Genomic DNA, 24191 nt, shown 5'->3' on the forward strand with positions numbered 1-24191 from the left:
ATGAAACTTATTTTCTAAGCTTCCTGGGTTTTTAAAATACTAATAATTTGTTCTGCGAGTTCAGTACCAATTCTATCTTGAGCTTCATTAGTAGCAGCACCAATATGTGGTGTTAATGAGATTCTACCATTCATTAATACTTGAACAGCTGGTGTAGGCTCACTTTCAAAGGTGTCTAAACCAGCAAAAGCTACTTTTCCAGTTTCTAGAACTTTTACTAAAGCGACTTCATCAATGACGCCTCCTCTTGCGGCATTAATTAATCCTACGCCGTCTTTCATCATTCCTAATTCTTTTTCACCAATAATATAACCATCTTGTGCGGGTACATGTAAGGTAATAAAGTCTGCTTGCTTGAGAATATCATCCATTGGTTGGGTTTCTATTTCTACATTGATGTATTGCCCATTGTAAAATTCAACCTTAATGTCTGCTTTGCCTACAAATTTATCGCTAGCAATCACTTTCATTCCAACCCCTAAAGCAATTTTTGCAACTTCTCTACCAATTCGGCCAAAGCCTATAATCCCCAAGGTTTTTCCTCTAAGTTCTACCCCTTTAGCATAATTTTTCTTAAGATCTTTAAATTTGGTATCACCATCTAATGGCATGTGTCTATTAGAGTCGTGTAGAAAACGTACCCCACCAAACAAGTGAGCAAAAACTAATTCTGCAACAGATTGAGAAGATGCAGCAGGCGTATTGATGACGTGTTTTCCTTTACTTCTTGCATATTCTACATCGATATTATCCATACCAACACCACCGCGTCCAATAACTTTTAAATTATCGCAAGCATCAATTAAGTCTTTGCGAACTGTTGTTGCACTTCTCACTAAAAGGACATCAACGTTGTTGGTGTTAATGTAATTTGTTAGTTGCTCTTGGGCTACAGTTGTAGTTTCTACTTCAAAACCGCCTTGTTTCAAGGCTTCAATTCCGCTTTGTGAGATACCGTCGTTTGCTAATACTTTCATATTAATTTTTATTATTTTTTAGATAAAAACTAGGTCTAGCTTTTATCTTTTTAGTTATTATGTGGGTTAAGTATGCTAACTCTAATTGTTAAGCTTTACGCTCTAATTCACTCATGACATCTACCAATACGCCAACACTTTCTAATGGCATGGCATTGTACATCGATGCTCTATAGCCTCCAACGCTTCTATGACCGTTAATACCGTTGATATTAGCGTCTTTAACCATTGTTTCAAAAGTATCCTTAAGGTTTTCATTTTCTAAAGTGAAGGTGGCATTCATTATTGACCGGTCTCCTTCAGCAGCAAAACCTTTAAAAAGCGGATTTAAATCAATTTCAGAATAAATCAATTGGGCTTTCTTCTTATTTTCTTTTTCAATCGCAGCAATGCCTCCTAAGCTTTTTAACCATTGCAGTGTGAGCATAGAAACGTATACAGCAAAAACAGGAGGCGTGTTATACATGCTGCCTTTACTAATATGTACGCTATAATCCATCATAGATGGAATTTTACGAGAAACTTTACCTAGAATATCTTCTTTAACTACAACAAGCGTTGTGCCAGCCGGACCCATATTTTTTTGTGCACCCGCATAAATTAAACTGAATTTAGAAAAATCCAATTCACGAGAAAAAATATCACTACTCATATCACAAACCATTGGGATCGGTGAGTTTGGAAATTCTTTAATCTGTGTTCCAAAAATGGTATTATTTGAAGTACAGTGAAAATAATCGTGATCTTCTGGAATACTATATCCTTTTGGGATGTAGTTGTAATTAGCCTCTTTAGAAGATCCTACTTCTAAAATATCGTCATAAATTTTAGCTTCTTTGATGGCTTTATCACTCCAAGTTCCTGTATTGAGATAAGCCGCTCTTTTTTCTAAAAGATTTAAGGCTACCATTAAAAATTGCGTACTGGCGCCTCCTTGTAAAAACAATGCCTTATAGCCCTTTCCTTCAAGACCTAAAAGCTCTAAAGCCAATGCTCTTGCATTTTCCATAACATCGACAAAGGCCTTGCTACGGTGAGAGATTTCTAAAATTGAAAGTCCGTCATTATTGAAATCCAATATAGACTGTGATGCCTTTTCAAAGACTTCTTGTGGCAATATGCAAGGACCAGCACTAAAATTATGTTTTTTCATGAAGATATAGTTTGTTCTGAAATTTCAGAATGCGATTAATGTTGATTTTTTGAATAGTGTTTTACAAATGTAAGGGTATCCAATTCACTAACAAAGGTGGTAAATTCTCAAAAAAAAAGGGTTAAGAAAATGATAACTTATTAACAGATTGTCAACGCAAACGAAATAGTATCAACATCATCGGCATAGTCCCATAGGTTTGGCAATTGGGTTTGTCCAAATTCAATTTCACTTGCTTTAAAGCCACTTGCTACAACACATTGAATTTGATCTTTTTTATTTTCGATTTCGGTTTGTAATGCCGCTTTAGAATCATAATATTCGTAGAATAGCGTCGCAATAGGAGAGGCGAAACTTTCATCTTCTTTAATCATTAAAAAGCCATTTTCAAGCATTTGAAATTCGCTCATTAAATAAACGGCCTTATTGTAATCGTAATTATTAGCGTATTTGTTTTGGTGAATAATGGGATGCCAGTTATACATTGCTTTAAAAAACAGCTCAAAGTCATAGTCTTTAGGCACATAAAGCTTGGATACATTTCTACAGCCTAAGCCATAATACCTAAAAATATCTTCGGAAAGTGCTTTAAGTTGATCTTCATTTTCCTTTCCGGTAAGGATGGCAATAGAGTTTCGGTTTTTTCTAATGATGGACGGCTTATCTTTAAAGTAATATTCAAAATATCTAGCGGTATTATTGCTTCCTGTAGCAATAACCGCATCAAAATTCTCTAATTTACCTTCCGTAAATCGTATTCTATTTCGAAAACCGGGCTCCACATATTCCAAATATTTGGCCAAGTAGGGCAGTAGGTGCTTATCATTAGAAGATTGCTTTACCAATACCGAATGATCAGAAATAAGTACCGAAATAAAATCATGAAACCCAACCAAAGGGATGTTTCCGGCCATGACGATTGCAATGGTCTTAGGTGTTTCAATATGAAATGTATACTTGCTTACCCATTGTTTGATCTGATTTTCTTTTAATTGTTGAGACCAGCCTTCTAATGCGAAGCATATGTTTTCTTTAGTGAACCAACCGTTAGTTTCACTGGCGAGTTTCATTTGATGCTGAAATCCTTCAAAAAAAACATCATTATGGAGAATAGCATCGTTACGTGTGATGCCTTCTGTTGAAAATTGACTTAGAAACTTGCCTAAATGAGTTAAAGCGTTAATTCTTTGTTGTAAATCCATAAGGGGTTTGGTTAAACGAGGTATAGGCGTTATTTTTGCAAGCGTTTTAAGAATGCAAATTTAGGAAACAAAAACGAAAGATTACTATGGCGATTGTAATAACAGATGAGTGTATCAATTGTGGCGCATGTGAGCCAGAATGTCCAAATACAGCTATTTACGAAGGTGCTGATGATTGGCGCTATAAAGACGGTACAAGTTTAGAAGGAAATGTGGTTTTGCCTAACGGTAATGCCGTTGATGCAGAAGAGGCACAAGAGCCTGTAAGTGATGAGATTTATTACATTGTACCAGATAAGTGTACAGAATGTAAAGGCTTTCATGAGGAGCCGCAGTGCGCTGCAGTGTGTCCTGTAGATTGTTGTGTGCCTGATGATGAGCATGTAGAATCTGAAGAGGTGCTTTTAGGAAAGCAACGCTTTATGCATCCTGAAGATTAAATGAAAATGAGATAATATATAAAAGCCCTAAATCAATATTTAGGGCTTTTTTTATATCAGAATAATTGGGTTCTCTAATTTTATTTCATGGCAGAAAGCTCAAATACTAGATATTGCATCAGTCGCTCAACGCTGGTAGCTTCGTCTGTTTCATTTTCAGTATGAAAAGAAGAGTAGAGCACAGCGCCTTCATCATGTAAAAAGGTATAAGCTAAGTATTTGCTTTCGCTTATTCCATTATATTCTACAGGCCCGTATAACCAAGGTATTACCGTTTCGGTATCATAGGTGTCAACCACTTGCCAAGAGCTAAGAAATTCATCTATTGTCACGGTATTGTCCGTTAATTCTATTTCAAAATTGAGTGACAACCAGCTGGCAAGATCTTCATTTAATAATTCAGCTTCGGTAGATAATGATGTACCAGAATGGATAGGTTGGTAAAAATCAATATAATCTTCACCGCCATTAGTGATATCCTCTAAGTAAGCAAACGCCCAATCTGTAGCATATAAGAGTCCGCCATTTGCTACATAATTTGTTAGATTGTTGCTAAATTCTATTTTACTTTCATTTAAACCACAATTTAAAAAGATGATATCATAGCTGTTCAAAAGATCGGGAGACTCAATTAAATCTGCAAAATCAAAATCTACATTAGGTTGCAATTGAGAATTAGTGGTTCTATTCATGTGAGATAGACTATTGCCATGGCTTTTATGAGGTTCTGCTTGAGAACGGCCAAAAATATTTTGTCCTTCTATAATATCAAAAAGTGGTTCTTGGGTTTCAGGGTTAACGAGACCTATATTGTACAGCACATCTTCGATATGATCATAGCTTCCGGTAACAACTGCAATATTTGGAAGATCTGTTACGGCAATAGTTTCTAAAATAATTTCTAGAAGGTCATTTGCATCATCAATGGTTACGGTTCTTGAAGCCGAAAATAAACCTTTAGAAAGCCGAATATCATAAGTGCCAGGAGTCAACTCTTCTAAACTAAACTCACCTAAACTGTTGGTCATTTGTGTTTTCAATAACAGGCCTTCCTTGAAGAGTTCGATTTTAGCTTTTGAAATAGCGTCTTCACCATTTGGAGTTACAAACTTGCCAGATATAAGATAGGCACCGGTAGTATCGGTTTCTGTTTTATCATCTGAGCAAGCAAAGAGCGTTAATAATAGGAGTAGAAGGCTAATTGATTTTTTCATTGTTAGAGGGTTATATGGATTAATTTGAAAATACAGATTCTTAAAGATATAAAAACACAAGTATATCTATCTATTTAACAGTTAAGATGCGTTTTTCCCTACGTTTCAATGAGATATTTAAATTTTTTCTAAATTTTTTTTTTGTTAAATGGGTTGAAGGTTTGATTCTTTATAAGAAACTAAAGTCGAAATCGTTTTAAAAAAGTCTTAATTGTAGGATGATTTCTAATGATAAACTATAAGTAAAGTCATGCTTAAATACTTATATTTGCACTCGCAAAAAAAAGATTTTCGTTTACACGGAAACTATTAAATACATTATTAATGAAAGCTGGAATTGTAGGATTACCAAACGTAGGAAAATCGACCTTATTTAATTGTTTATCAAATGCCAAGGCTCAAAGTGCAAACTTTCCGTTTTGTACTATTGAACCAAATATTGGGGTTGTCAATGTTCCGGACCCAAGACTGGAAAAGCTAGAAAGTTTAGTAAATCCTGAGCGGGTTATGCCAGCTACAGTTGAGATTGTAGATATTGCAGGTCTTGTAAAAGGCGCTAGTAAAGGAGAAGGTTTAGGAAATCAATTTTTAGCAAATATTCGTGAAACAGATGCCATTCTTCATGTTTTGCGTTGTTTTGATAATGAAAACATTATACACGTTGATGGTAACGTCAACCCAATTCGAGATAAGGAAACCATTGATATGGAACTCCAATTGAAAGATTTGGAAACAGTAGATAAAAAATTAGATAAAGTAAAGCGTGCTGCAAAAACAGGTAATAAAGAAGCTCAAAAAGAAGAGGCTGTTTTGCTTAAGCTGAAAGCAGGATTAGAGGCAGGAACATCTGTAAGAGCTTTGGAATTTAGCGAAGATGACTATAACGATTTTGTTAATCCAGCTCAACTTATTACCGATAAACCTGTAATGTACGTTTGTAATGTTGATGAAGGAAGTGCAACTACAGGAAATGCATACGTAGACAAAGTGCTTGAAGCCGTAAAAGATGAAAATGCTGAAGTTTTGGTACTTGCTGTAGGTACAGAGGCCGATATTAATGAATTGGATGACTACGAAGAGCGCAAAATGTTTCTTCAAGATATTGGTTTAGCTGAGGCTGGTTCTGCAAAGCTGATTAGATCTGCTTATAAATTATTAAACCAACAGACGTATTTTACGGCTGGTGTAAAAGAGGTTCGTGCTTGGACTATAGATGTTGGGTCTACAGCACCTCAAGCCGCAGGTGTGATTCATACCGATTTTGAAAAAGGCTTTATTAGAGCAGAAGTCATCGCTTATGATGATTTTGTATCTCATGGTAATGAGGCTAAAGTAAAAGAAGCAGGAAAAATGCGTGTTGAGGGTAAAAATTACACGGTTAAGGATGGTGATGTGATGCATTTCTTATTTAACGTATAGTATACCAATTAAAACTCACATTGTAAAAAAAAGCAAGCCTAAAATAGAACTATTTCAGGCTTGTTTTTTAATGTAATAACTTCTATAAATTTTCCTTTACAGAATAACGGAGCTTTAAAACTTAAAGCTTAAACCCACGCCTTGATAACGTTCTCCTTTAGGGGTTAGATCTGTAAACGTTCCAAAACTGAGTTTTTGTTCGTTACCCTTTTTGTGTAATTCTGGAGTATAATACCCTACAACAGCGCCTAAACCATAGCCTAAAAGCACGTCAGTTAAAAAGTGTTGTCCAGCCTCCATTCTTAAGTATCCTACTGTGAGTGGTAAAATTGCCGCTCCCGTCCAAACGTAGGGCACGCCCTTAGAGTCTGGATTAAAATCCTGAAATACTTTTGCAGCAAAAAATGTAGCCGCAGTCGTGGCTGCAACATGTCCAGAGTAAAATGAGCGCTGCCCGTTATTACGAGTACGTCTTTCATCTGGTATAGCATCGCTGTATACATATGGTCTTGAACGATTCACCAAACCTGCTGTAATTGCATATAGGGAGGCTGTTGTTGCTAAACTTTCGATATAAATACCAAATAATTGTCCACTATGTTCATTAGCTTCATCATCAAATAATAATGCAAATGGCGCTACAAAAGATAGAGCAAATGGAATATCGCTTAATGTACTTGCATCCTCAGAGTCATTTCCTGCAACCCATTTGTCAAGAAAATTAATGTTATCTCTATTTGCCAAAACCCGATTAAGCTCTTCCATGCTAATGTCTTCTTTATTTTGAATGAGCAATAATCCACCAGCACTGCCAGCAAGTGCTGCACCAGTCCAAATACCATCTGTAGTCCAATTCCATTCATAAGGAGAACTGTTAGTTTGGGAGAAAGTGCTCAAGCTCAAAAGCGCAAAAAGAATAATGATCAAGAGATGTTTCATGTGTTTATTTTTCGGCAAAAATAGATAACCGCGCTTTCTGTGATTTGCTCAAAAAAGCAAATAAATTAGCTTAAAGCATAAAATCGATAAGAAATACTGAGGTTCTCAACAACATTTGTTTTTTATTGTTAATTACTTCGTGGCATCCTTATTTCATTTTTTACGACGTTGTGTTATATTAGCGTACTATCTAACGCCGCCTTTATTTATGACTGAAGAAACCAAATATACCGAAGACAACATACGCTCGCTGGACTGGAAAGAACACATTCGTATGCGTCCTGGTATGTATATTGGTAAACTGGGAGACGGCTCTTCACCAGATGATGGTATTTATATTTTATTAAAAGAGGTTTTAGACAATTCCATTGATGAGTATGTGATGGGAGCGGGTAAAACCATTGAAATTTCCATACAGGGCAATAAGGTAATTGTACGTGATTACGGCCGTGGTATTCCTTTAGGGAAAGTGGTAGATGTAGTGTCTAAAATGAATACTGGTGGTAAGTATGATTCTAGAGCTTTTAAAAAGTCGGTAGGTCTTAATGGTGTTGGTACAAAAGCCGTGAATGCCTTGTCCCATTACTTTAGGGTTGAATCTAATCGTGATGGTAAATCTGCTGCTGCAGAATTTGAGCAAGGTAATTTGATGGATGAAGAACTTTTGGATGATACCTCACGTCGGAAGGGGACCAAAGTTTCTTTTATTCCAGATGAAACCATCTTCAAAAATTACAAGTACCGTAATGAGTATGTTGAAAAAATGCTCAAAAACTATGTCTATCTAAATCCTGGGTTGACTATAGTATTCAACGGAGAAAAATTTTATAGCGAAAACGGACTTAAAGATTTATTATCTGAAAACATTGCCGAATCAGATCGACTTTATCCAATCATCCACCTAAAAGGTGATGATATTGAAGTTGCGATAACGCATAGTAGAACTCAATATAGCGAAGAATATAGAAGTTTTGTTAACGGACAGAATACAACACAGGGTGGAACGCATTTATTGGCATTTCGAGAAGCTTTGGTAAAAACAATTCGCGATTTCTACGGAAAATCATATGAAGCTTCAGATATTAGAAAATCTGTAGTTTCTGCCATTTCTATCAAAGTCATGGAGCCCGTATTTGAAAGCCAGACTAAAACTAAGTTGGGTTCTACAGATATGGGAGGAGAGCTGCCAACGGTGAGAACATATATCAATGATTTCTTAAAAAAATATCTAGATAATTACCTTCATAAAAATCCAGAAACCGCAGATAAGATTCAGAGAAAAATACTTCAGGCAGAGCGCGAACGTAAAGAGCTTTCTGGTATTAGAAAATTAGCTAAAGACAGAGCTAAAAAGGCAAGTCTTCATAATAAAAAACTCAGGGATTGTCGTGTGCATTTTGGAGATACTAAAAATGAACGTAATCTAGAAACAACACTCTTTATAACAGAGGGGGATTCTGCTTCGGGAAGTATAACAAAATCAAGAGATGTTAATACTCAAGCGGTTTTTAGTTTAAAGGGGAAACCACTCAATAGCTATGGTCTAAGTAAGAAGATTGTGTATGAAAATGAGGAGTTTAACTTGTTACAAGCTGCGCTTAATATTGAGGATTCTTTAGAAGATCTTCGGTATAATAATGTGGTTATTGCGACAGATGCTGATGTTGATGGCATGCACATTAGACTGTTGCTAATTACATTTTTCTTGCAGTTTTTTCCTGAAGTCATTAAGGAAGGCCATTTATATATTCTTCAAACCCCATTATTTAGGGTACGTAATAAAAAAGAGACGATTTATTGTTATACTGTAGACGAGCGTATAGCAGCCATAGAGAAATTGAAGCCAAAACCTGAAATTACAAGATTTAAGGGGCTAGGTGAAATCTCACCAGATGAGTTTGTGCATTTTATTGGCGAAGATATTCGTTTAGATCCTGTAATGCTAGATAAGGATATGTCTATAGAAGAATTGTTGTCATTTTATATGGGTAAAAACACACCTACGAGACAGGAATTCATTATTGATAACCTAAAAGTTGAACTGGATATTGTAGAGTAACTATCATGCGCACCAATAACGGCAAAGTCAAAAATACTATTGTATCGGTTTATTTTATAATGATTGTATTAATCATTGTATTTGCTACTTTATCCCGAATGTTTTCAGATTTTAATACGCACAGTGCCTTAATTCTTGGTGGTGTGGTCTTAGCTTTTGTGATTATTTTCTTTTTGGTACATAATATTTCAAGATATTTTGAATATGATAGTGATGGTAGAAAAGTAATCATCATTAATAAGGGGCTTTTACTTTCTGACCGATTTAATTATAGGGAAACACGATTGGAGTTTGAAAAAGACCGGTTAGAAGCATATAAAATCCACAACTTTTTTTTCTATAGAACCTTAATTGTTTACACCAAAAATTCAAGAGGTAAAACAAACAAGGAAACGTTTAATATTACTCTTTTGGGCAATAAAAAACGCAGATATATTAGGCAGTCATTAAGTAAGATTATTAAATTGAACAAAACAGGAGCGATCATTAATGAGTGAAGATACCAACGACTTAAACATAAATAGCGAACAACCCGATTTGCCTCAAGAAAGCATTACCAGAGTTACTGGAATGTACAAAGATTGGTTTTTAGATTATGCATCTTACGTAATTTTAGAGCGAGCAGTACCTGCTATAGAAGACGGTTTTAAACCTGTACAGCGTAGGATCATGCACTCTATGAAAGATCTCGATGACGGCCGCTACAATAAAGTAGCCAATATTGTAGGTCATACCATGCAGTACCATCCTCACGGTGATGCGAGTATCGCTGATGCCATGGTTCAAATTGGACAAAAAGATTTACTTATCGATACTCAGGGAAACTGGGGTAATATTCTCACTGGAGATAGTGCTGCGGCTTCTCGTTATATAGAGGCACGTTTGTCAAAATTTGCGTTGGATGTTGTTTATAATCCAAAAATAACGGACTGGCAGTCCAGTTATGACGGTCGTCGAAAAGAGCCTATCAATCTTCCCGTCATGTTTCCATTACTTCTGGCACAAGGTGGAGAAGGGATTGCTGTAGGGCTTTCTACTAAAATTCTACCTCATAATTTTATTGAACTTATAGATGCTTCCGTTAAACATTTAAAAGGAAAGCGTTTTACAATATATCCAGATTTTCCTACTGCAGGCATCATCGATATTAGTGATTATAAAGATGGTCTTCGTGGAGGTCGCGTTCGCGTGCGTGCTAAAATTTCGCAGTTGGACAAAAACACACTGGTAATTACAGAAATTCCTTTTGGCACCAACACTTCTTCTCTTATTGACTCTATTTTGAAAGCCAATGATAAAGGGAAGATTAAGATTAAGAAAATTGAAGACAATACGGCGGCTAATGTTGAAATACTAGTGCATTTACCACCTGGTATTTCTCCAGATAAAACCATAGATGCCCTTTATGCATTTACCAACTGTGAATCTTCTATTTCTCCTTTAGGCTGTATTATAGAAGACAACAAGCCCTTATTTATTGGGGTAACAGAGATGTTACGTCGTTCTACGGAACGAACAGTAGAACTGCTGAAAAGCGAATTGGAAATTAGACTCGGCGAGTTTGAAGAACAATGGCATTTTGCTTCTTTAGAGCGTATTTTTATTGAAAACCGTGTATATCGCGATATTGAAGAAGAGGAAACATGGGAAGGTGTTATAAAGGCTATAGATAAAGGTTTGAAACCTTTTACTAAGCATTTAAAACGCGAGGTAACAGAAGAGGATATTGTTCGTTTGACCGAGATTAGAATTAAACGGATTTCAAAATTTGATATAGATAAAGCGCAACAAAAGATTGATGCCTTAGAAGATCAAATAGCAGAGGTAAAGCATCACCTTGCCAACTTAATTGACTATGCGATAGCATATTTTGAGCGTCTCAAAAAAGACTATGGCGCAGGAAGAGAGCGTAAGACCGAGATAAGAACGTTTGAAGATGTGGATGCCACCAAAGTGATCATTCGTAATACAAAACTTTACGTCAATCGTAGTGAAGGGTTTATAGGGACATCTTTAAAGAAAGATGAATACGTATGTGACTGTAGTGATATTGATGACATTATTTGCTTCACTAAAGACGGCAAAATGATGGTAACTAAAGTGGATACCAAAACCTTTATAGGCAAGGATATTGTGCATGTTGCCGTGTTCAAAAAGAAAGACAAGCGCACCATATACAACATGATCTATAGAGATGGCAGTAAAGGGCCAACGTATGTGAAGCGATTTGCAATTACGGCTGTTACTCGAGATCGTGAATATGATTTGACCAATGGCTCTAAAGGATCCCTGATGTGGTATTTTTCTGCAAATCCTAACGGAGAGGCAGAAGTAATCACCATTTATTTACGTCAAGTTGGAAGTATTAAAAAACTAAAATGGGATCTTGATTTTGCTGATATTCTCATTAAAGGCCGCTCTTCAAAAGGAAATACGGTAACAAAATATGCCATCAAAAAAATTGAGCTTAAGGAAAAAGGGGTGTCCACTTTAAAACCACGAAAAATTTGGTTCGATGAGGTCGTACAACGACTTAATGTTGATGATCGTGGTGAACTTTTAGGTGAGTTTAGAGGCGAAGACCGATTGTTAATTATTACACAGTCTGGAGAAGTTAAGACGATACTTCCTGAAATCACGGCTCGTTTTGATGATGATATGATTGTTTTAGAGAAATGGAATCCTAAAAAACCAATTTCTGCTATTTATTTTAATGGAGAAAAGGAACTTTATTATGTGAAACGATTTTTAATTGAAAATGAAGGCAAACAGGAGACGTTTATTTCAGACCATCCAAAATCGCATCTCGAAATCGTATCTACGGATTGGAGACCAATGGCCGAAATAGAATTCACCAAAGAACGCGGTAAAGACCGAAAAGATAACGAGACGGTGAATTTAGAAGAATTTATAGCTGTTAAAGGAATTACTGCCCTAGGCAACCAACTTACAAAAGAGAAAGTAAATCAAATTAGTATTTTAGATCCGTTACCATATGAGGCTCCTGAAGACATTCATGCAGAAGATGTGGAGGTGATTGATGAAACTGAAGTTGACAGTGACAATGGAGCATCTCAATCAGGAGAAAAATCTTCTGCCAATCAGGCCTCAAAAGATCAAGATGCTGACGATAGTTTAGATAAGGATGGAGAAGGGCAAACCACTTTGTTTTGAAAATAGTAAGCTATGAGTTGATAATAGCAGAACTTAACCCTTAGTTGATTCGTATATAGAAATCAAGACGATACGATTGCTCATAAAAATTTCACAGAATTTGTTATATTGATGTATACACGCTATAAACGAAGTGAGAAGTGTCCTCTTACCTCAAAATCAATTTCTCCCTTTTTAACTTTTGCTAAAAACCAGTAGTCTGTTGCTGGCATTTGATGCCCATTATAAGTACCGTCCCATCCTTGCGAAGTATGACTTAATGTGGTTAACAATTTACCATAGCGGTCAAAGATATAAACCATGGTGCCCGGTAAAGTCTCAACACCTGTGATGTGCCAAGTGTCAAAATAGCCATCGCCATTAGGCGTAACGAATGCTGGAGCATCTATAACTACAACGTCTTTAGTGACCTCTGAACAACCATTGAGATCAATAACAGTAACAGTGTGGTAGCCCAAGGTGACGTTCTCAAAAACATTCGATTCTTGAGGACTGAGATCATCTAATTGATAGAGATAATTGCCAATCCCGCTTATTGTAATTGTAATGTTGTTAGGATTTGAAAAATCTACGGTTTCAGTGAAATCAATACTTGCTGCTTCAGATTCTGATACATTAAAAACAGTTGTGGTAGTACATTCATATTCTGAAGTAACAGTCACAGAGTAGGTGCCTACTTCTGTAATTTCAATTTCGGGAGAAATAGCGTTGGTAGACCATTCATAAGAATCGTTTGGATTGTTGGTATTTGCACTAACCAATAACGGTAAATCATCTAGACAAATCACTTGATCAGGAATATCAACTATAGGTTTTGGCCTTACAATAGTTTCAAATTGTGTTAGAGAGAAACAACCAGTAGTGTTATTTTCTACTCTCACAAAGATGATGTCATTGTTAGTGGCTTCAAAATCATTGGACAATGCGTTGATAGCATTTTCTGCATCTTCTAAATTCAAGTAGTAAGAGACCGTGTGGTCATTTTGGGTTTGATTACCCAGAACGATTTGATTTTGTTGGGTAAAATCAAAGTTGAAAAACTGATCATAATCATCATCGCAAGTCTCTAATGGAGGAGGTTGATTTGCTATAGGACGTTCATTAATCACCAAATTAAATTCATGAATATAGAAACAATGCGTGGTTGAAAATTCTACTCGTAAAAATAAGGTTTCAACATTAGAGGTGTAAAAATAAGTATCCTCTAAAGGATTGCTTTGGTTGAAAGCGTCATTTTCCGAAGCATAATAGCTCACAATAATATTAAAACTTTGATCAAGCCATTGTACATTAAAATCTGATAAGGTGACAAAACCGTCTGCTTTAATACAAGCATTATAGGTTTGTACTGGATTAATTTCTGGAGGAAGATTAACATCTATTTCGAGACTAACCCATTGAAAACAATCAGAAATGGTGTTATAAACCTTAACAAAAATAGTCTGTGGGCTACTGATGTTCTCGTATGCTGCAGGATTAGCTATGGGACTTGTGTTGGATTCTAAGTCAGTTAATGATTCAAAATAAGTGATTTCAACATCAGGGTTAAGGGTATCAAAAAGTTCAGGTTCTACTTGGGTAAGATCAAACATGGTAATACCATCATAATCATCGTCACAATTTGCAATTGGATTTGGAGTATTTGGATGTTCATTTATAATCAAACCAAATTGGGTTGTGCTAAAACATCCCGTCTCGTTGTTCTCAACTCGTACATAAATGGTCTGAGAATCTTGACCTATTATAAAATTATCAAGCGGATTTGTTTCTGAAATAGCATCAGTCTCATTAGCATAATACGTCACAGTAAAAGCATCAGCATCTTGACTGCCCAAGACTTCTGGTGTTAAGGTATAGATATCAAATTCTTCCAAATTATCATTACTGATATCATCACAAGCCCTTAGATCTCCTGGTGTATTTGCTATGGGTAATGCATTTATAACTAAATCAAAATTGTAAGTGGTCCAACAACCCGTGACTGGGTTTTCAATTCGTATAAAAATAGTATCAGTATTTGAAGTATAGGTATAATCTGTAGAAAGCGCATTGATATTGTTTTCGGCGTCTGAAAGCGAACCGTAATAACTTATCAAAAACGATGAAGGCGTATTATTGACAACAGTATCTATTGTGCTAAGATCAAAACTAGACTCTACATTTTCGCAGATATCATAAGTCTCAAAATCATTAACCAGAGGCGGAAGATCAACACTCAAGTTAATAGGTAATGCTACAGAACAATCGGAAATGGTATTATTGATTTTAATATATACGGTTTGAGGATTAGAAGTATTGGTATAATTTTCGGGATCACCAATAATTTCGGTATCCGTTTCTGCACCCTCAAAAGATTCGTGATATGTAATGATAATGTCATCTTGCCTTACATCTAAAATTTCTATTTCCACTTCTGAAATATCAAAATTCACAAATCCGTCGTAATCAGTATCACATTTAACCAAGTCTGAAGGGCTCCCAACAATGGGCAATTGAATAATGTCTATCTGAAATCCAGAGACAGCAGTACAATAGGTTCCGTTTTCAATTCTAACAAATATCTGTTGTGGATTACTGGTATTAGTAAAATTAAGTGGAAGCTCATTAAGATCTAATTCGGCCTCATATTGGGACAAATGAAACGAAATCTCTAAATCTTGGGATATCCCTTCTGAAATCTCATCGACTTTATCGTTGAAATTAAAGTTCTCTACGCCATCATTACTCGCGTCATCGCATACAAAAAAGTTAGAGGGCGCATTAAATAAGGGAAGCGCTCCAACCTCTATATCAAAGGAGTAAGTTCCAAAGCATTGGATGTCATAAATACTTTCTATTCTGATATACATCGCCTGCGGACTCGTTGTATTTTGATAAGGTGCAAATTTATCGATGATATTTGTACGATCAATGGCGTCTTGTTCTGTTTCGAAATAGAGCACATCAAATCCAGATAGACCCTCAAGAATTTCAGCATCTTTTAAATAGAAATAGAAGTCGGTAATTAAATTCCCGTCTGGTTCACAATTGGCAAAATTAGAAATCGTGATATTTTCTAATAGCGCACTTATGGCAGTGTAAAACCATACAATATTGAAACATCCGGATGTGACATTTTCAACACGCACATAAATATTTTGGGAGGCCGTATTATAGCTTTCCGGTTCTAAAATATTACTGACATCATTAAATGCATTGTCATAATTATCAAAAAACTTAAGCTCTAAATTAGAAGTATCTTCAGTAATTTCAGGAATTTTAGAGGTAAGGTCCACAACATAAAACCCATCGGTATCATTATCACAAACGATAAGATCTGTAGGGAAATAAGCGGTTGGTGCAGAAGTCACGTTAATAGTTAAAAGCGCTACATCATAGCAACCTGAAACCGAATTCTCAACTCTTACCCATAACAGTTGTGGGTTTGAAGTGTTGTAATAATAGGGCGGAAGTGCATTTTCCTGATTGGTAGCGTCATCTTCGGTTAAATAATAGCTTACACTAGCTCCGTTGACGCCTGTTGAGACATAGTCGTTAAAAGACTCCAGATCTATAGAGGTGAAGCCATCGGTATCAACATCACAATAATCTACGGTACCCGGTTGAATATCAATAGGCGGAGTTACTATCAATAAAACTACGGCAAATTCTATACAATCAGAGTTAGCAACAGTCGCATAAAGTGTCATTTCTGTATCCACTTCATAAGGAATACTGTCATCAAGGGCATTTACACCATTATCTAAATCTTCTTGTGTTTCATAAAATGTGACCACTAGTTCTTCATAGACGCCAATCATTTCAGTAGCTACTATTTGAAGATCAAAAGTTTCAACATCATCACCAGATGGATCATCACATTCGTAATGTGCTGCTCCAGAAACACCTGTCTCCACAATACTTGTATGGATCTCTAAGGGCACTATTGTAGAACAGCCCGTTGCTTCATCTACAATTCTAATGTAAATAAGCTGTAAATTGGAAACTACATTTTGATAGTTAGAGGCATCTGCAATTGGATTGTTACCCGTTTGCGCGTCACTTTCACTCAAGTGAAAACTTACAGATACTCCCGTAAGCCCTTGAAGAATATCATCTATTACTTCGGTTAAATCAAAATCGGCAAAACCATCACCTCCTTGGTCACAAGCACCTAACCATTGATTTTGGTCGGCATTGACTATGGGACTTTCTTGAACAGTAATATGTACTGATGTTGTATTAAAACATCCTGTTTCAGCATTAAAAACTCTTATGTAAAGTGTGTCTTCAGAATTGACCGTATTATAAGGTGAGAACACAGGGTTTGCTCCAGAATTCGCATCTTGCGGCGTGAAATGATAGCTTACAAATAGATTAGGATTACCTCCAGTAACTTCGTTACTTGTTTCATTTAAATTGATGAGTGCAGAGGCATCAGCAGTGCCATTGTTGCAAGCAATAATGTCTTGAGGCTCATTAATTTCAGGGGCTTGGTTCACAATGAGATTAAACATGGTATAGGTTGTGCAGCCGTTAACCGCATCCTCTGTTCTCACGTAAATAGTTTGAGGAGAGGTTGTGTTTTGGTAGACTTCTGGAAGTGTATTTGTATTATCCTGCGCATCGTCTAAGGAGAGATGATAGCTGACGACGTAGTTAGATGGTGGCAATGCACTCAAGATTTCATTCTCTTTTGAGGGCAAATCAAATATGGCGATACCGTCATCAGCCGCATCATCACATAATATATAATCTGAGATGTTGGTTGTAGATTGTTCGGAGTTTAGTGTGACTTGAATATTGTCTTCAATGATACATTCACTGTTATTCAATCCAATAGTAATTTTTACCGTGTAAAGACCAGATGCGGTTGCATTTAATGTCGAGTTGGTTTCACCAGCAATTGGTAAGCCATTAAGAAACCATTCATAGTCTGCAAAACTATTTTGTATGTCTCCGTCTAATGAAGTAGAATTAGCACAAGTCACTATATCTGGACCAAGATTAACCGAAGCATTAAAACTATTACTTTCTATAAATACGGCTGAATCATAAAACTCATCACCTTGATCTGCAATCACTAATTTGATATGGTATGGTACATTTGGATTTATATCAGCAAATGCTGTCAATACTGTGGTCCTGCCATTGTAATTGGTGTCACCAATATTATAACCCTCGAAATAAGCTTCATTAGAGGCGGTGCAAAACCCTGCAATATCGTCGTGAATGGTGTTCGTGTTTACAGGAATGTTGGTATTGGGAATTAATGCGATATTAGTGTATGGCTCTGAAGTACCAGCTTTCTTTATTAAAAAAGCAAAGCCATCCGAATAGGAACAAGGGTTTGCGTTTAAATATTCTTCGGAAGCTAATAAGTACTTAAACTGAATTTGATTGGCAACAGATGTAAAATCAAATTCAATAGAGGTTGCATTTATGGTATTGGAAATATTAAGGGCATTTTCTAGATCTGTATCGGTTCCCCAATTCTCGTCACCTTCATTAAGTGGACTTGTGTTTAAGGAATTACCTGCTGAGTCAATGCTTCCCGTGGTAAGAAGGATGCCGTTTTCAAAAGGAAAATTAGAGGATGCACTGTTAAATGAGCCAAAACTGCTTAATCCGCTGCTTTGTCCATTAACGCTCGTAGAGATGTTACTTATATCAACGCAACCTTGGCCCAAATTGTTCTGGATTAAGGCATTTATTGGTAAAGAATCATCTGTGGTAATTTGTTGGGCTTGCGTGGCAATAGCAAAACCAAAAACTACCAAAAAAAGAATTTGGTAATAGTCTCTCATTAAATGGTGCCATTTATAATGAGATTAAGTTAATTGTGCAGACTTGAGTAGGGAAAATTATGAAGGCTGAAATTAACTAAAAATTGCCATTCAAAAGAATTTTTTTGATAAAATCAATATTTTTTACGATAGAGTCAATTGTAATAACAAATATTATGCATTTCTTAATATCTCAAAGCAAAATGTCCTCGAACTTCAAATTCGTCACTTCCGTCTTTAACAACAGCAACATACCAATAATCTGCTGCGGGCATTAATTTACCATTGTAAGTTCCGTTCCATCCCGCTGAAGAAGAGGATAGGGTTTTTAATAATTTTCCGTATCTATCAAAAATATATACTATTGTTCCTGGTAATCTTTCAACTCCAGTAATATGCCATGTATCAAAACGACTGTCGCCATTAGGCGTCATGAATTTTGGAGTATCTATAATCACTATGTCTTTACTAACCGAGGCACAGCCATTTTGATCTATAACAGTAATGGTATTATTTCCCAATGGCACATTCTCTAAAACATTAGACGTTTGAGGAGCTAAATTATTGATTTGATACAAGTAATTACCAATACCACTAATTGTAACGGTAACGTTATTAGGATCTGAAAAATCAATTGTTTCAGTAAAATCGATAGAAGCGGACTCAGATTCTGAAACTTCAAAAACGCTAGTAGTAGTGCATCCAAAAGAAGATGTTACTGTTACACTGTAAGTTCCTGTTTGATCGATTTCAATTTCTGCAGTTGTTTGGTTTGTGGACCATAAGTAAGTATGGTCTGGATTATTGGTTTCTGCGCTTACTAATAATGGTAGATCATTAAGGCAAATAACTTGTTCTGGGATATCTACATATGGTTTAGGTCTAACAACCGTCATAAACTGTGTTACACTAAAGCAATTGGTCTCAATGTTTTCAATTCGCACATATACAATCTCGAAGGAAGATGCCTCGTAAGTTTCAGGTAAAGCATTTGTACCTTCATCAGCACTCTCTAAAGAGCCGTAGTAGCTAATAAAATAATCACTTGGGTTTTGTCCGTTTAGTACAAAAGTATCTTGCTGTGTGAAGTCGAAATTGTAAAGGCCATCAAAATTATCATCGCAAATTTCCATCTTGGGTGGTTCGTTGGCAATAGGTAATGGGTTTACCTTTAAATTAAAAGGATGGATATAAAAACAATTGGTTGTTGAAAATTCTACTCTAACATATAATTGGTCAAAATTAGATTGATAGAAATACACATCATCTAGAGCATCTACTTGACTCATAGCATCAGCTTCCGAAGCAAAATAATTAATTAAAACATTCGTGTTTTGCTGAAGAAGGATTGGATTGAAACCAGATAGCAATGTGTTTTGCTCCAAGTTTTCGCATATGTCATAAGTGTCCAATAAGTTGATGGCTGGTGGAAGATTGACATCTACAAAGAAATTGACATAGGTAAAACAATTGTATTCAATATTAAAAACTTTGACAAAGATGGGCTGCGGATTAACGTTATTTGAATAATTAGTTGGAGTTTGAATTTGATTGGTATCTGCATTTAAGTCCTCTAAACTTTCAAAATAAGTAATGATATCATTTGGATTGGAAACTGGATACAGTTGAGATTCTACCTGAGTAATATCTAGAGTAGTTAACCCGTCATAGTCTGTATCGCAAATCATGATGACACTAGGCGTCTCCGGATGATCATTGATCAATAAATCAAACTGCGTTGTATTGAAACATCCAGTCGTGTTATTTTCTATTATAGCGTAGATGGTTTGAAGGTGTTGGCCGTTATAATTCGGGTCTAAGACGTTGGTTCCATTTTCAGCATTAATTTCAGTCTCATAATAGGTGACTGTGAAATTATTTGGATTTTGAGTGCCTAAAATAATATTACTCTGATTTGACAAGTCAAACAGGGTAATGTCATCATTTGAAGGGTCATCACAGGCTCTTAGACTATCTGGCATGACAACATCAGGTAACGGATTCAAAATGAGCTCAAATTCCTTGATGATGTAACATCCTGTCGTCTGATTTTCTAATCTCGCATATAGCATGAGATTTAAACTGGTATAATAATATATGGTATCAAGAGCACCTGTTTCGCTCTGTGCATCGGCCTCTGAAAAATAATACGAAAAGTTAGTGTTGTTGGTAGTGTCTGTTAGAGAACTATTAATATCGCTCAAATCAATAAATCCTTCTTCAATATCGCAACCATTGTAAACTTGTAAATTGGTTAGAGCAGGAGGGGTATCCACTACGAGGTTTATAGGCAAAATCACATTGCAGTTAGATAGGATGTCATTGACTTTTATAAACACAGTTTGTGGGTTGGATGTGTTCGTAAAATTAGTTGTGTTGGCTATGATGTCTGAATCATTTTCAGCACCGGTAAAAGAATAATGATATGTAACTTCAATATCTTCAATTCTTACATCTGTAATTTCAACTTCGGCATCTGTAATATTGAAAACAGCTGTCTCATCATAATTGTCATCACAGATTACAAGGTCTGAGAAAGGACTTACATCTGGAGCAGGAATCACATTGATTACAAAATCTACTATAGAAAAACAGTTGGTTCCATCATCAATCTTAGCAAACACTTGTTGCGGATTATTGGTATTGGTATAACTGCCTGAAACCTCATTAATACTTGTTAAAGCATCACTGTATTTTGTGTAAAAAGAAATATTCAAATTTTCAGAAATACCCGCTATAATTTCTTGGTATTTATCGTTAAGATCAATAGTTACCTCCCCATCATTACTAATATCATCACATAAAAATATATCTGTAGGTTGGTTGAAGTCTGGTAAAAAGCCAATAGCCAAATCAAATTCTGAAATTCCAAAACAAGACGGATCATTTAAGCTTTCAACACGAACGTAAATTGTTTGCGGAACGGAAATATTGGTATAGCCACTAAACTTATCGATGATATTGACACGATCTATGGCATCTTGCTCTGATTCGAAATACAGAACATCCTTATTGTCTTGACCGTTTAAAATATCTTCATCTTTAAGATAAAAGAAGAACTCAGAGACGACGGTGCCATCTTCTTCACAATTTTCAAAATCTGAAATATCCTCAAAAACAGGAACCGTATTGATATATACCGGAAGCTCTACTATAGAAAAACATCCTGTAGTTTGATTTTCTACCCGCACATAAATAATTTGGGTGTTAGAATTATATGAACTAGGAAGGGGTATCGCAAGTTCGTCATTAACCGCTTGGTCGTTGGTTTCATGAAAACTGATCTCGAGGTTAGTGGTGGAACTTACTATTTCTGAAATTTTAGCGTTAAGGTTAATAAAAGCAAACCCATCTTGATCACTGTCACATATAATAATATCTGTAGGAACGCTAGTAATAGTAGCAGGGTAAACGTTAATTGTAATAGGAGCAACATCAAAGCATGAGGTTTGAGTATTTGTAACTCTTACATAAAACTGTTGCGGGTTAATGGTATTTGTAAAATTATTGTTTAAGCGATTCTCGTCATTTAAGGCGTCATCTTCGTTTCTATAATATACTACGAAAGGATTAGAAATACCTTGACTCACATAACTATTAAAAGAATTGAGAAATATCGTTGTAAAGCCATCGGTGTCATCATCACAGTAATCGACGGTGCCCAAAGGTTGAATTTCTATTGTAGGATTAATTACCAAATATGTTGAAACAAAAGTGGTGCAAGACCCAATTTGCGCCGTAATAAAAATCTCTTTTGGGCTAGAACTCACTTCAAACGGAACCGATATATCCAAAGGGTTTGAGCCATTGGTTTGATCTGTTTCATTGTCATAATAAGTTAAAGTAAAATCATCAAAACCATTCAAAACTTGCTCTTCAACTTCGACCAGATCAAATTCAGCAATTCCGTCTCCAGAGGCGTCATCGCAAACAAAGTTATCACTCAAATCTAAACCCGTTTCGGCTAAGTTGGTATGAAGTTCAATTGGAGCAATTGCCGGACAGCCAGCATTTGGATCAACCACCCTAATATAAACGGTTTGAAAATTGGCTACAGTATTTTGATAAGTAGAAATACTTGTAATGGGATTAGCACCAGTTTGAGCAGCAGCCATAGTTTGATGAAAACTGACATCAACACCTGTTACACCCTGCAATACGTCATTAACTATGGTGTTTAATGCAAAAACCGCAAATCCATTACCGCTAGTGTCACATGCATTGATATAATGTGTTGTATTCACATCAATATTTGGTATTTCTAAAACCGTAATATCAAAAGATGTTATATTAGAACATCCTGTTTCTGGGTCACGAACATTAATATATAATGTTTCGTTTGGAAGCGTATTGGTATATGGTTGATTCACTTGATTTGTTGCATTGATCGCTTGATTCAAGGTTCTGTGATAGCTTACTAAGAGTGCATCATTACCATTGGTCACTTCTAGAGTTGTGTTTTGCAGATTGATGGAGGTGCTACCATCTGACGCGCCAGTATCACAAAGCGTAATATCTGAAACAGTACCTATGGCAGGCAAAGGCTTCACAATGAGATCAAAATTTGAAAAAGACACACAGCCATTGTCAATATCCTCAATTCTTACAAAAACGTTTTGAGGATTTGAGGTGTTGTCATAGAGAGTAGGGAGCGCTCCAGTATTATTTTCAGCACCGTTTAGAGTAGTATGGTAGGAGATATTATAATTAGAACCTGGAGGCACGATAGCAAGCACATCGGTATCTTTTTCTGAAAAGTCAAATGTCGTACTGAAGTCTTCAGTTTGGTCATCACAGAGTTCATAATTAGGGATGGGCTCTGCCGTTTGGGCACTAGACAATACAACCTCTATAAAATCCGAAATCACACAAGTACTGCCATCAAATTGTATGCTGATTTCAACTCTGTAGGTTCCCGAAGTATCTACATTTAATGTTGGAGCATTTTCACCAGCAATAAGATTGTCATTAATGAACCAAGAGTAGGCTGCAACTGCATTACCTATGTCTGCATTTAATACTGCCGAATCTGCACAAGTCGAAATATCTTCACCTAAATCTACAGAAGCTTCTGTTGTGTCACTTTGTATAAAAACTGCGGAATCATAAAAACGATCTTCATTATCTGCAATTATAAATTTAATGGTGTAATTAACGTTTGGCTGAATTGAAGCAACAGCAGAAAGCACCGTGGTACGCCCATTAAAATTAGTATCACCAAGACCATAACCCTCAAAATACTCGGGATAAGAGGCATCACAATAGCCGAAAATCTCATCGTGAATATTAGTGGTGTTTACGGGTAAAGAAGTTCCTGGAACTGTAGCAATATTAACAAAAGGATCGGTTGTTCCAGCCTCTTTGATTAAGATAGCGAAGGTATCAGAATAGTTACAAGGATTGACTCCAAAATATTCTTCTGAAGCTAAGATGTAATTAAAGGTAACTTCATTACTAATCGAGGCAAAGTCAAACTGAATGGATGTTGCATTTAAAGTTTCAGAAACACCGAAAATATTTTCTAGATCTGGATCTGTCAACCAATTATCTTCACCTTCGTCTAAGGGTAACGGGATTTCTGTATTTCCTGCAGAAATCACGTTTCCTGTAGATAAAACGATGCCTTCATCAAACGGAAATTCAGAACTTCCTCTTTGAAATAAGCCATAACTGTTTATGTTATTGACGCTACCATTAATTACAGAGGACACATTTGATACATCTACACAGCCTTGCCCTAGTGTATTGTTCACCAAATTACTCAAAGGCAAATTGGTTGACGTACTTATCTTCTGTGCGTAAATCACTGAGCTAAGCGTCACTAAAATTGACAGTAGCAATAAATCTTT

Annotated in this window: 12 protein-coding genes; 5 read left to right on the forward strand and 7 right to left on the reverse strand. The window is 36.0% G+C overall.

Annotated features, from left to right (window positions below; genetic code table 11):
- Positions 1-14: 14 nt before the first annotated feature.
- From P176_RS0117510 to P176_RS0117520, 3 genes are all read right to left on the reverse strand, one after another.
- Positions 15-977, reverse strand: coding sequence for a D-2-hydroxyacid dehydrogenase (locus P176_RS0117510; protein WP_026755919.1), 963 nt, complete (start codon positions 975-977; stop codon positions 15-17).
- Between the two features lie 88 nt (positions 978-1065).
- The gene (gene serC / locus P176_RS0117515; protein ID WP_026755920.1) at positions 1066-2130 is read right to left on the reverse strand and encodes a 3-phosphoserine/phosphohydroxythreonine transaminase; all 1065 of its coding nucleotides are present in this window, start codon (positions 2128-2130) and stop codon (positions 1066-1068) included.
- A 140-nt stretch (positions 2131-2270) separates the two neighbouring features.
- Positions 2271-3332, reverse strand: a complete 1062-nt coding sequence (locus tag P176_RS0117520; RefSeq protein WP_026755921.1) for an acyl-CoA reductase — start codon at positions 3330-3332, stop codon at positions 2271-2273.
- Positions 3333-3418: 86 nt separating this feature from the next.
- Here P176_RS0117520 and P176_RS0117525 point away from each other — a divergent pair, with 86 nt between their 5' ends.
- Complete coding sequence (locus P176_RS0117525) at positions 3419-3772, forward strand: 4Fe-4S dicluster domain-containing protein (protein WP_026755922.1); 354 nt, start codon at positions 3419-3421, stop codon at positions 3770-3772.
- Positions 3773-3852: 80 nt separating this feature from the next.
- Here P176_RS0117525 and P176_RS0117530 read toward each other — a convergent pair whose 3' ends face one another.
- Positions 3853-4986 carry a carboxypeptidase-like regulatory domain-containing protein gene (locus P176_RS0117530; RefSeq protein WP_026755923.1) on the reverse strand — a complete coding sequence of 378 codons (1134 nt, stop codon included), beginning with the start codon at positions 4984-4986 and terminating at the stop codon, positions 3853-3855.
- Between the two features lie 324 nt (positions 4987-5310).
- Here P176_RS0117530 and ychF point away from each other — a divergent pair, with 324 nt between their 5' ends.
- Positions 5311-6405 carry a redox-regulated ATPase YchF gene (ychF, locus tag P176_RS0117535; RefSeq protein ID WP_026755924.1) on the forward strand — a complete coding sequence of 365 codons (1095 nt, stop codon included), beginning with the start codon at positions 5311-5313 and terminating at the stop codon, positions 6403-6405.
- A gap of 114 nt (positions 6406-6519) precedes the next feature.
- On the opposite strand, the gene P176_RS0117540 is transcribed toward ychF, so the two are convergent.
- A complete protein-coding gene (locus P176_RS0117540; RefSeq protein WP_026755925.1) occupies positions 6520-7344 on the reverse strand; it encodes a phosphatase PAP2 family protein in 825 nt (274 codons plus the stop codon).
- 208 nt (positions 7345-7552) lie between these two features.
- Between P176_RS0117540 and P176_RS0117545 the strand changes: the two genes are divergently transcribed.
- Genes P176_RS0117545 through P176_RS0117555 form a run of 3 tightly spaced genes read left to right on the forward strand, consistent with a single transcriptional unit; the run spans position 7553 to position 12577 of the window.
- Positions 7553-9403, forward strand: a complete 1851-nt coding sequence (locus P176_RS0117545; RefSeq protein WP_026755926.1) for a DNA topoisomerase IV subunit B — start codon at positions 7553-7555, stop codon at positions 9401-9403.
- Between the two features lie 5 nt (positions 9404-9408).
- Entirely contained in the window at positions 9409-9900 is a 492-nt protein-coding gene (locus P176_RS0117550) for a hypothetical protein (RefSeq protein ID WP_026755927.1), read from the forward strand.
- Positions 9893-12577, forward strand: a complete 2685-nt coding sequence (locus P176_RS0117555; protein WP_026755928.1) for a DNA gyrase/topoisomerase IV subunit A — start codon at positions 9893-9895, stop codon at positions 12575-12577. The genes P176_RS0117550 and P176_RS0117555 overlap by 8 nt, the downstream gene beginning before the upstream one ends.
- Positions 12578-12699: 122 nt before the next feature.
- Here the strand turns inward: P176_RS0117555 and P176_RS19770 are convergent, their stop codons facing one another.
- Together P176_RS19770 and P176_RS19775 are read right to left on the reverse strand one after the other, a co-directional pair.
- Positions 12700-18363, reverse strand: coding sequence for a T9SS type B sorting domain-containing protein (locus tag P176_RS19770; RefSeq protein WP_051605558.1), 5664 nt, complete (start codon positions 18361-18363; stop codon positions 12700-12702).
- 164 nt (positions 18364-18527) lie between these two features.
- Positions 18528-24107: a T9SS type B sorting domain-containing protein gene (locus P176_RS19775; RefSeq protein WP_156033155.1), complete on the reverse strand. Its 5580-nt coding sequence runs from the start codon at positions 24105-24107 to the stop codon at positions 18528-18530.
- Positions 24108-24191 lie beyond the last annotated feature (84 nt).

Origin of the sequence: Sediminibacter sp. Hel_I_10, from assembly GCF_000688335.1 — a bacterium.
In the GTDB taxonomy this organism is placed as follows: Bacteria; Bacteroidota; Bacteroidia; order Flavobacteriales; family Flavobacteriaceae; genus Psychroserpens.

Excerpts from the sequence above, each read along its gene's own strand:
- P176_RS0117550 (WP_026755927.1), top strand. The coding sequence starts at position 9,409 with ATGCGCACCAATAACGGCAAAGTCAAAAATACTATTGTATCGGTTTAT.
- P176_RS0117555 (WP_026755928.1), top strand. The coding sequence starts at position 9,893 with ATGAGTGAAGATACCAACGACTTAAACATAAATAGCGAACAACCCGAT.
- P176_RS0117525 (WP_026755922.1), top strand. The coding sequence starts at position 3,419 with ATGGCGATTGTAATAACAGATGAGTGTATCAATTGTGGCGCATGTGAG.
- P176_RS0117510 (WP_026755919.1), bottom strand. The coding sequence starts at position 977 with ATGAAAGTATTAGCAAACGACGGTATCTCACAAAGCGGAATTGAAGCC.
- P176_RS0117545 (WP_026755926.1), top strand. The coding sequence starts at position 7,553 with ATGACTGAAGAAACCAAATATACCGAAGACAACATACGCTCGCTGGAC.
- P176_RS0117520 (WP_026755921.1), bottom strand. The coding sequence starts at position 3,332 with ATGGATTTACAACAAAGAATTAACGCTTTAACTCATTTAGGCAAGTTT.
- P176_RS0117540 (WP_026755925.1), bottom strand. The coding sequence starts at position 7,344 with ATGAAACATCTCTTGATCATTATTCTTTTTGCGCTTTTGAGCTTGAGC.
- P176_RS0117530 (WP_026755923.1), bottom strand. The coding sequence starts at position 4,986 with ATGAAAAAATCAATTAGCCTTCTACTCCTATTATTAACGCTCTTTGCT.
- P176_RS19770 (WP_051605558.1), bottom strand. The coding sequence starts at position 18,363 with ATGAGAGACTATTACCAAATTCTTTTTTTGGTAGTTTTTGGTTTTGCT.
- ychF (WP_026755924.1), top strand. The coding sequence starts at position 5,311 with ATGAAAGCTGGAATTGTAGGATTACCAAACGTAGGAAAATCGACCTTA.
- serC (WP_026755920.1), bottom strand. The coding sequence starts at position 2,130 with ATGAAAAAACATAATTTTAGTGCTGGTCCTTGCATATTGCCACAAGAA.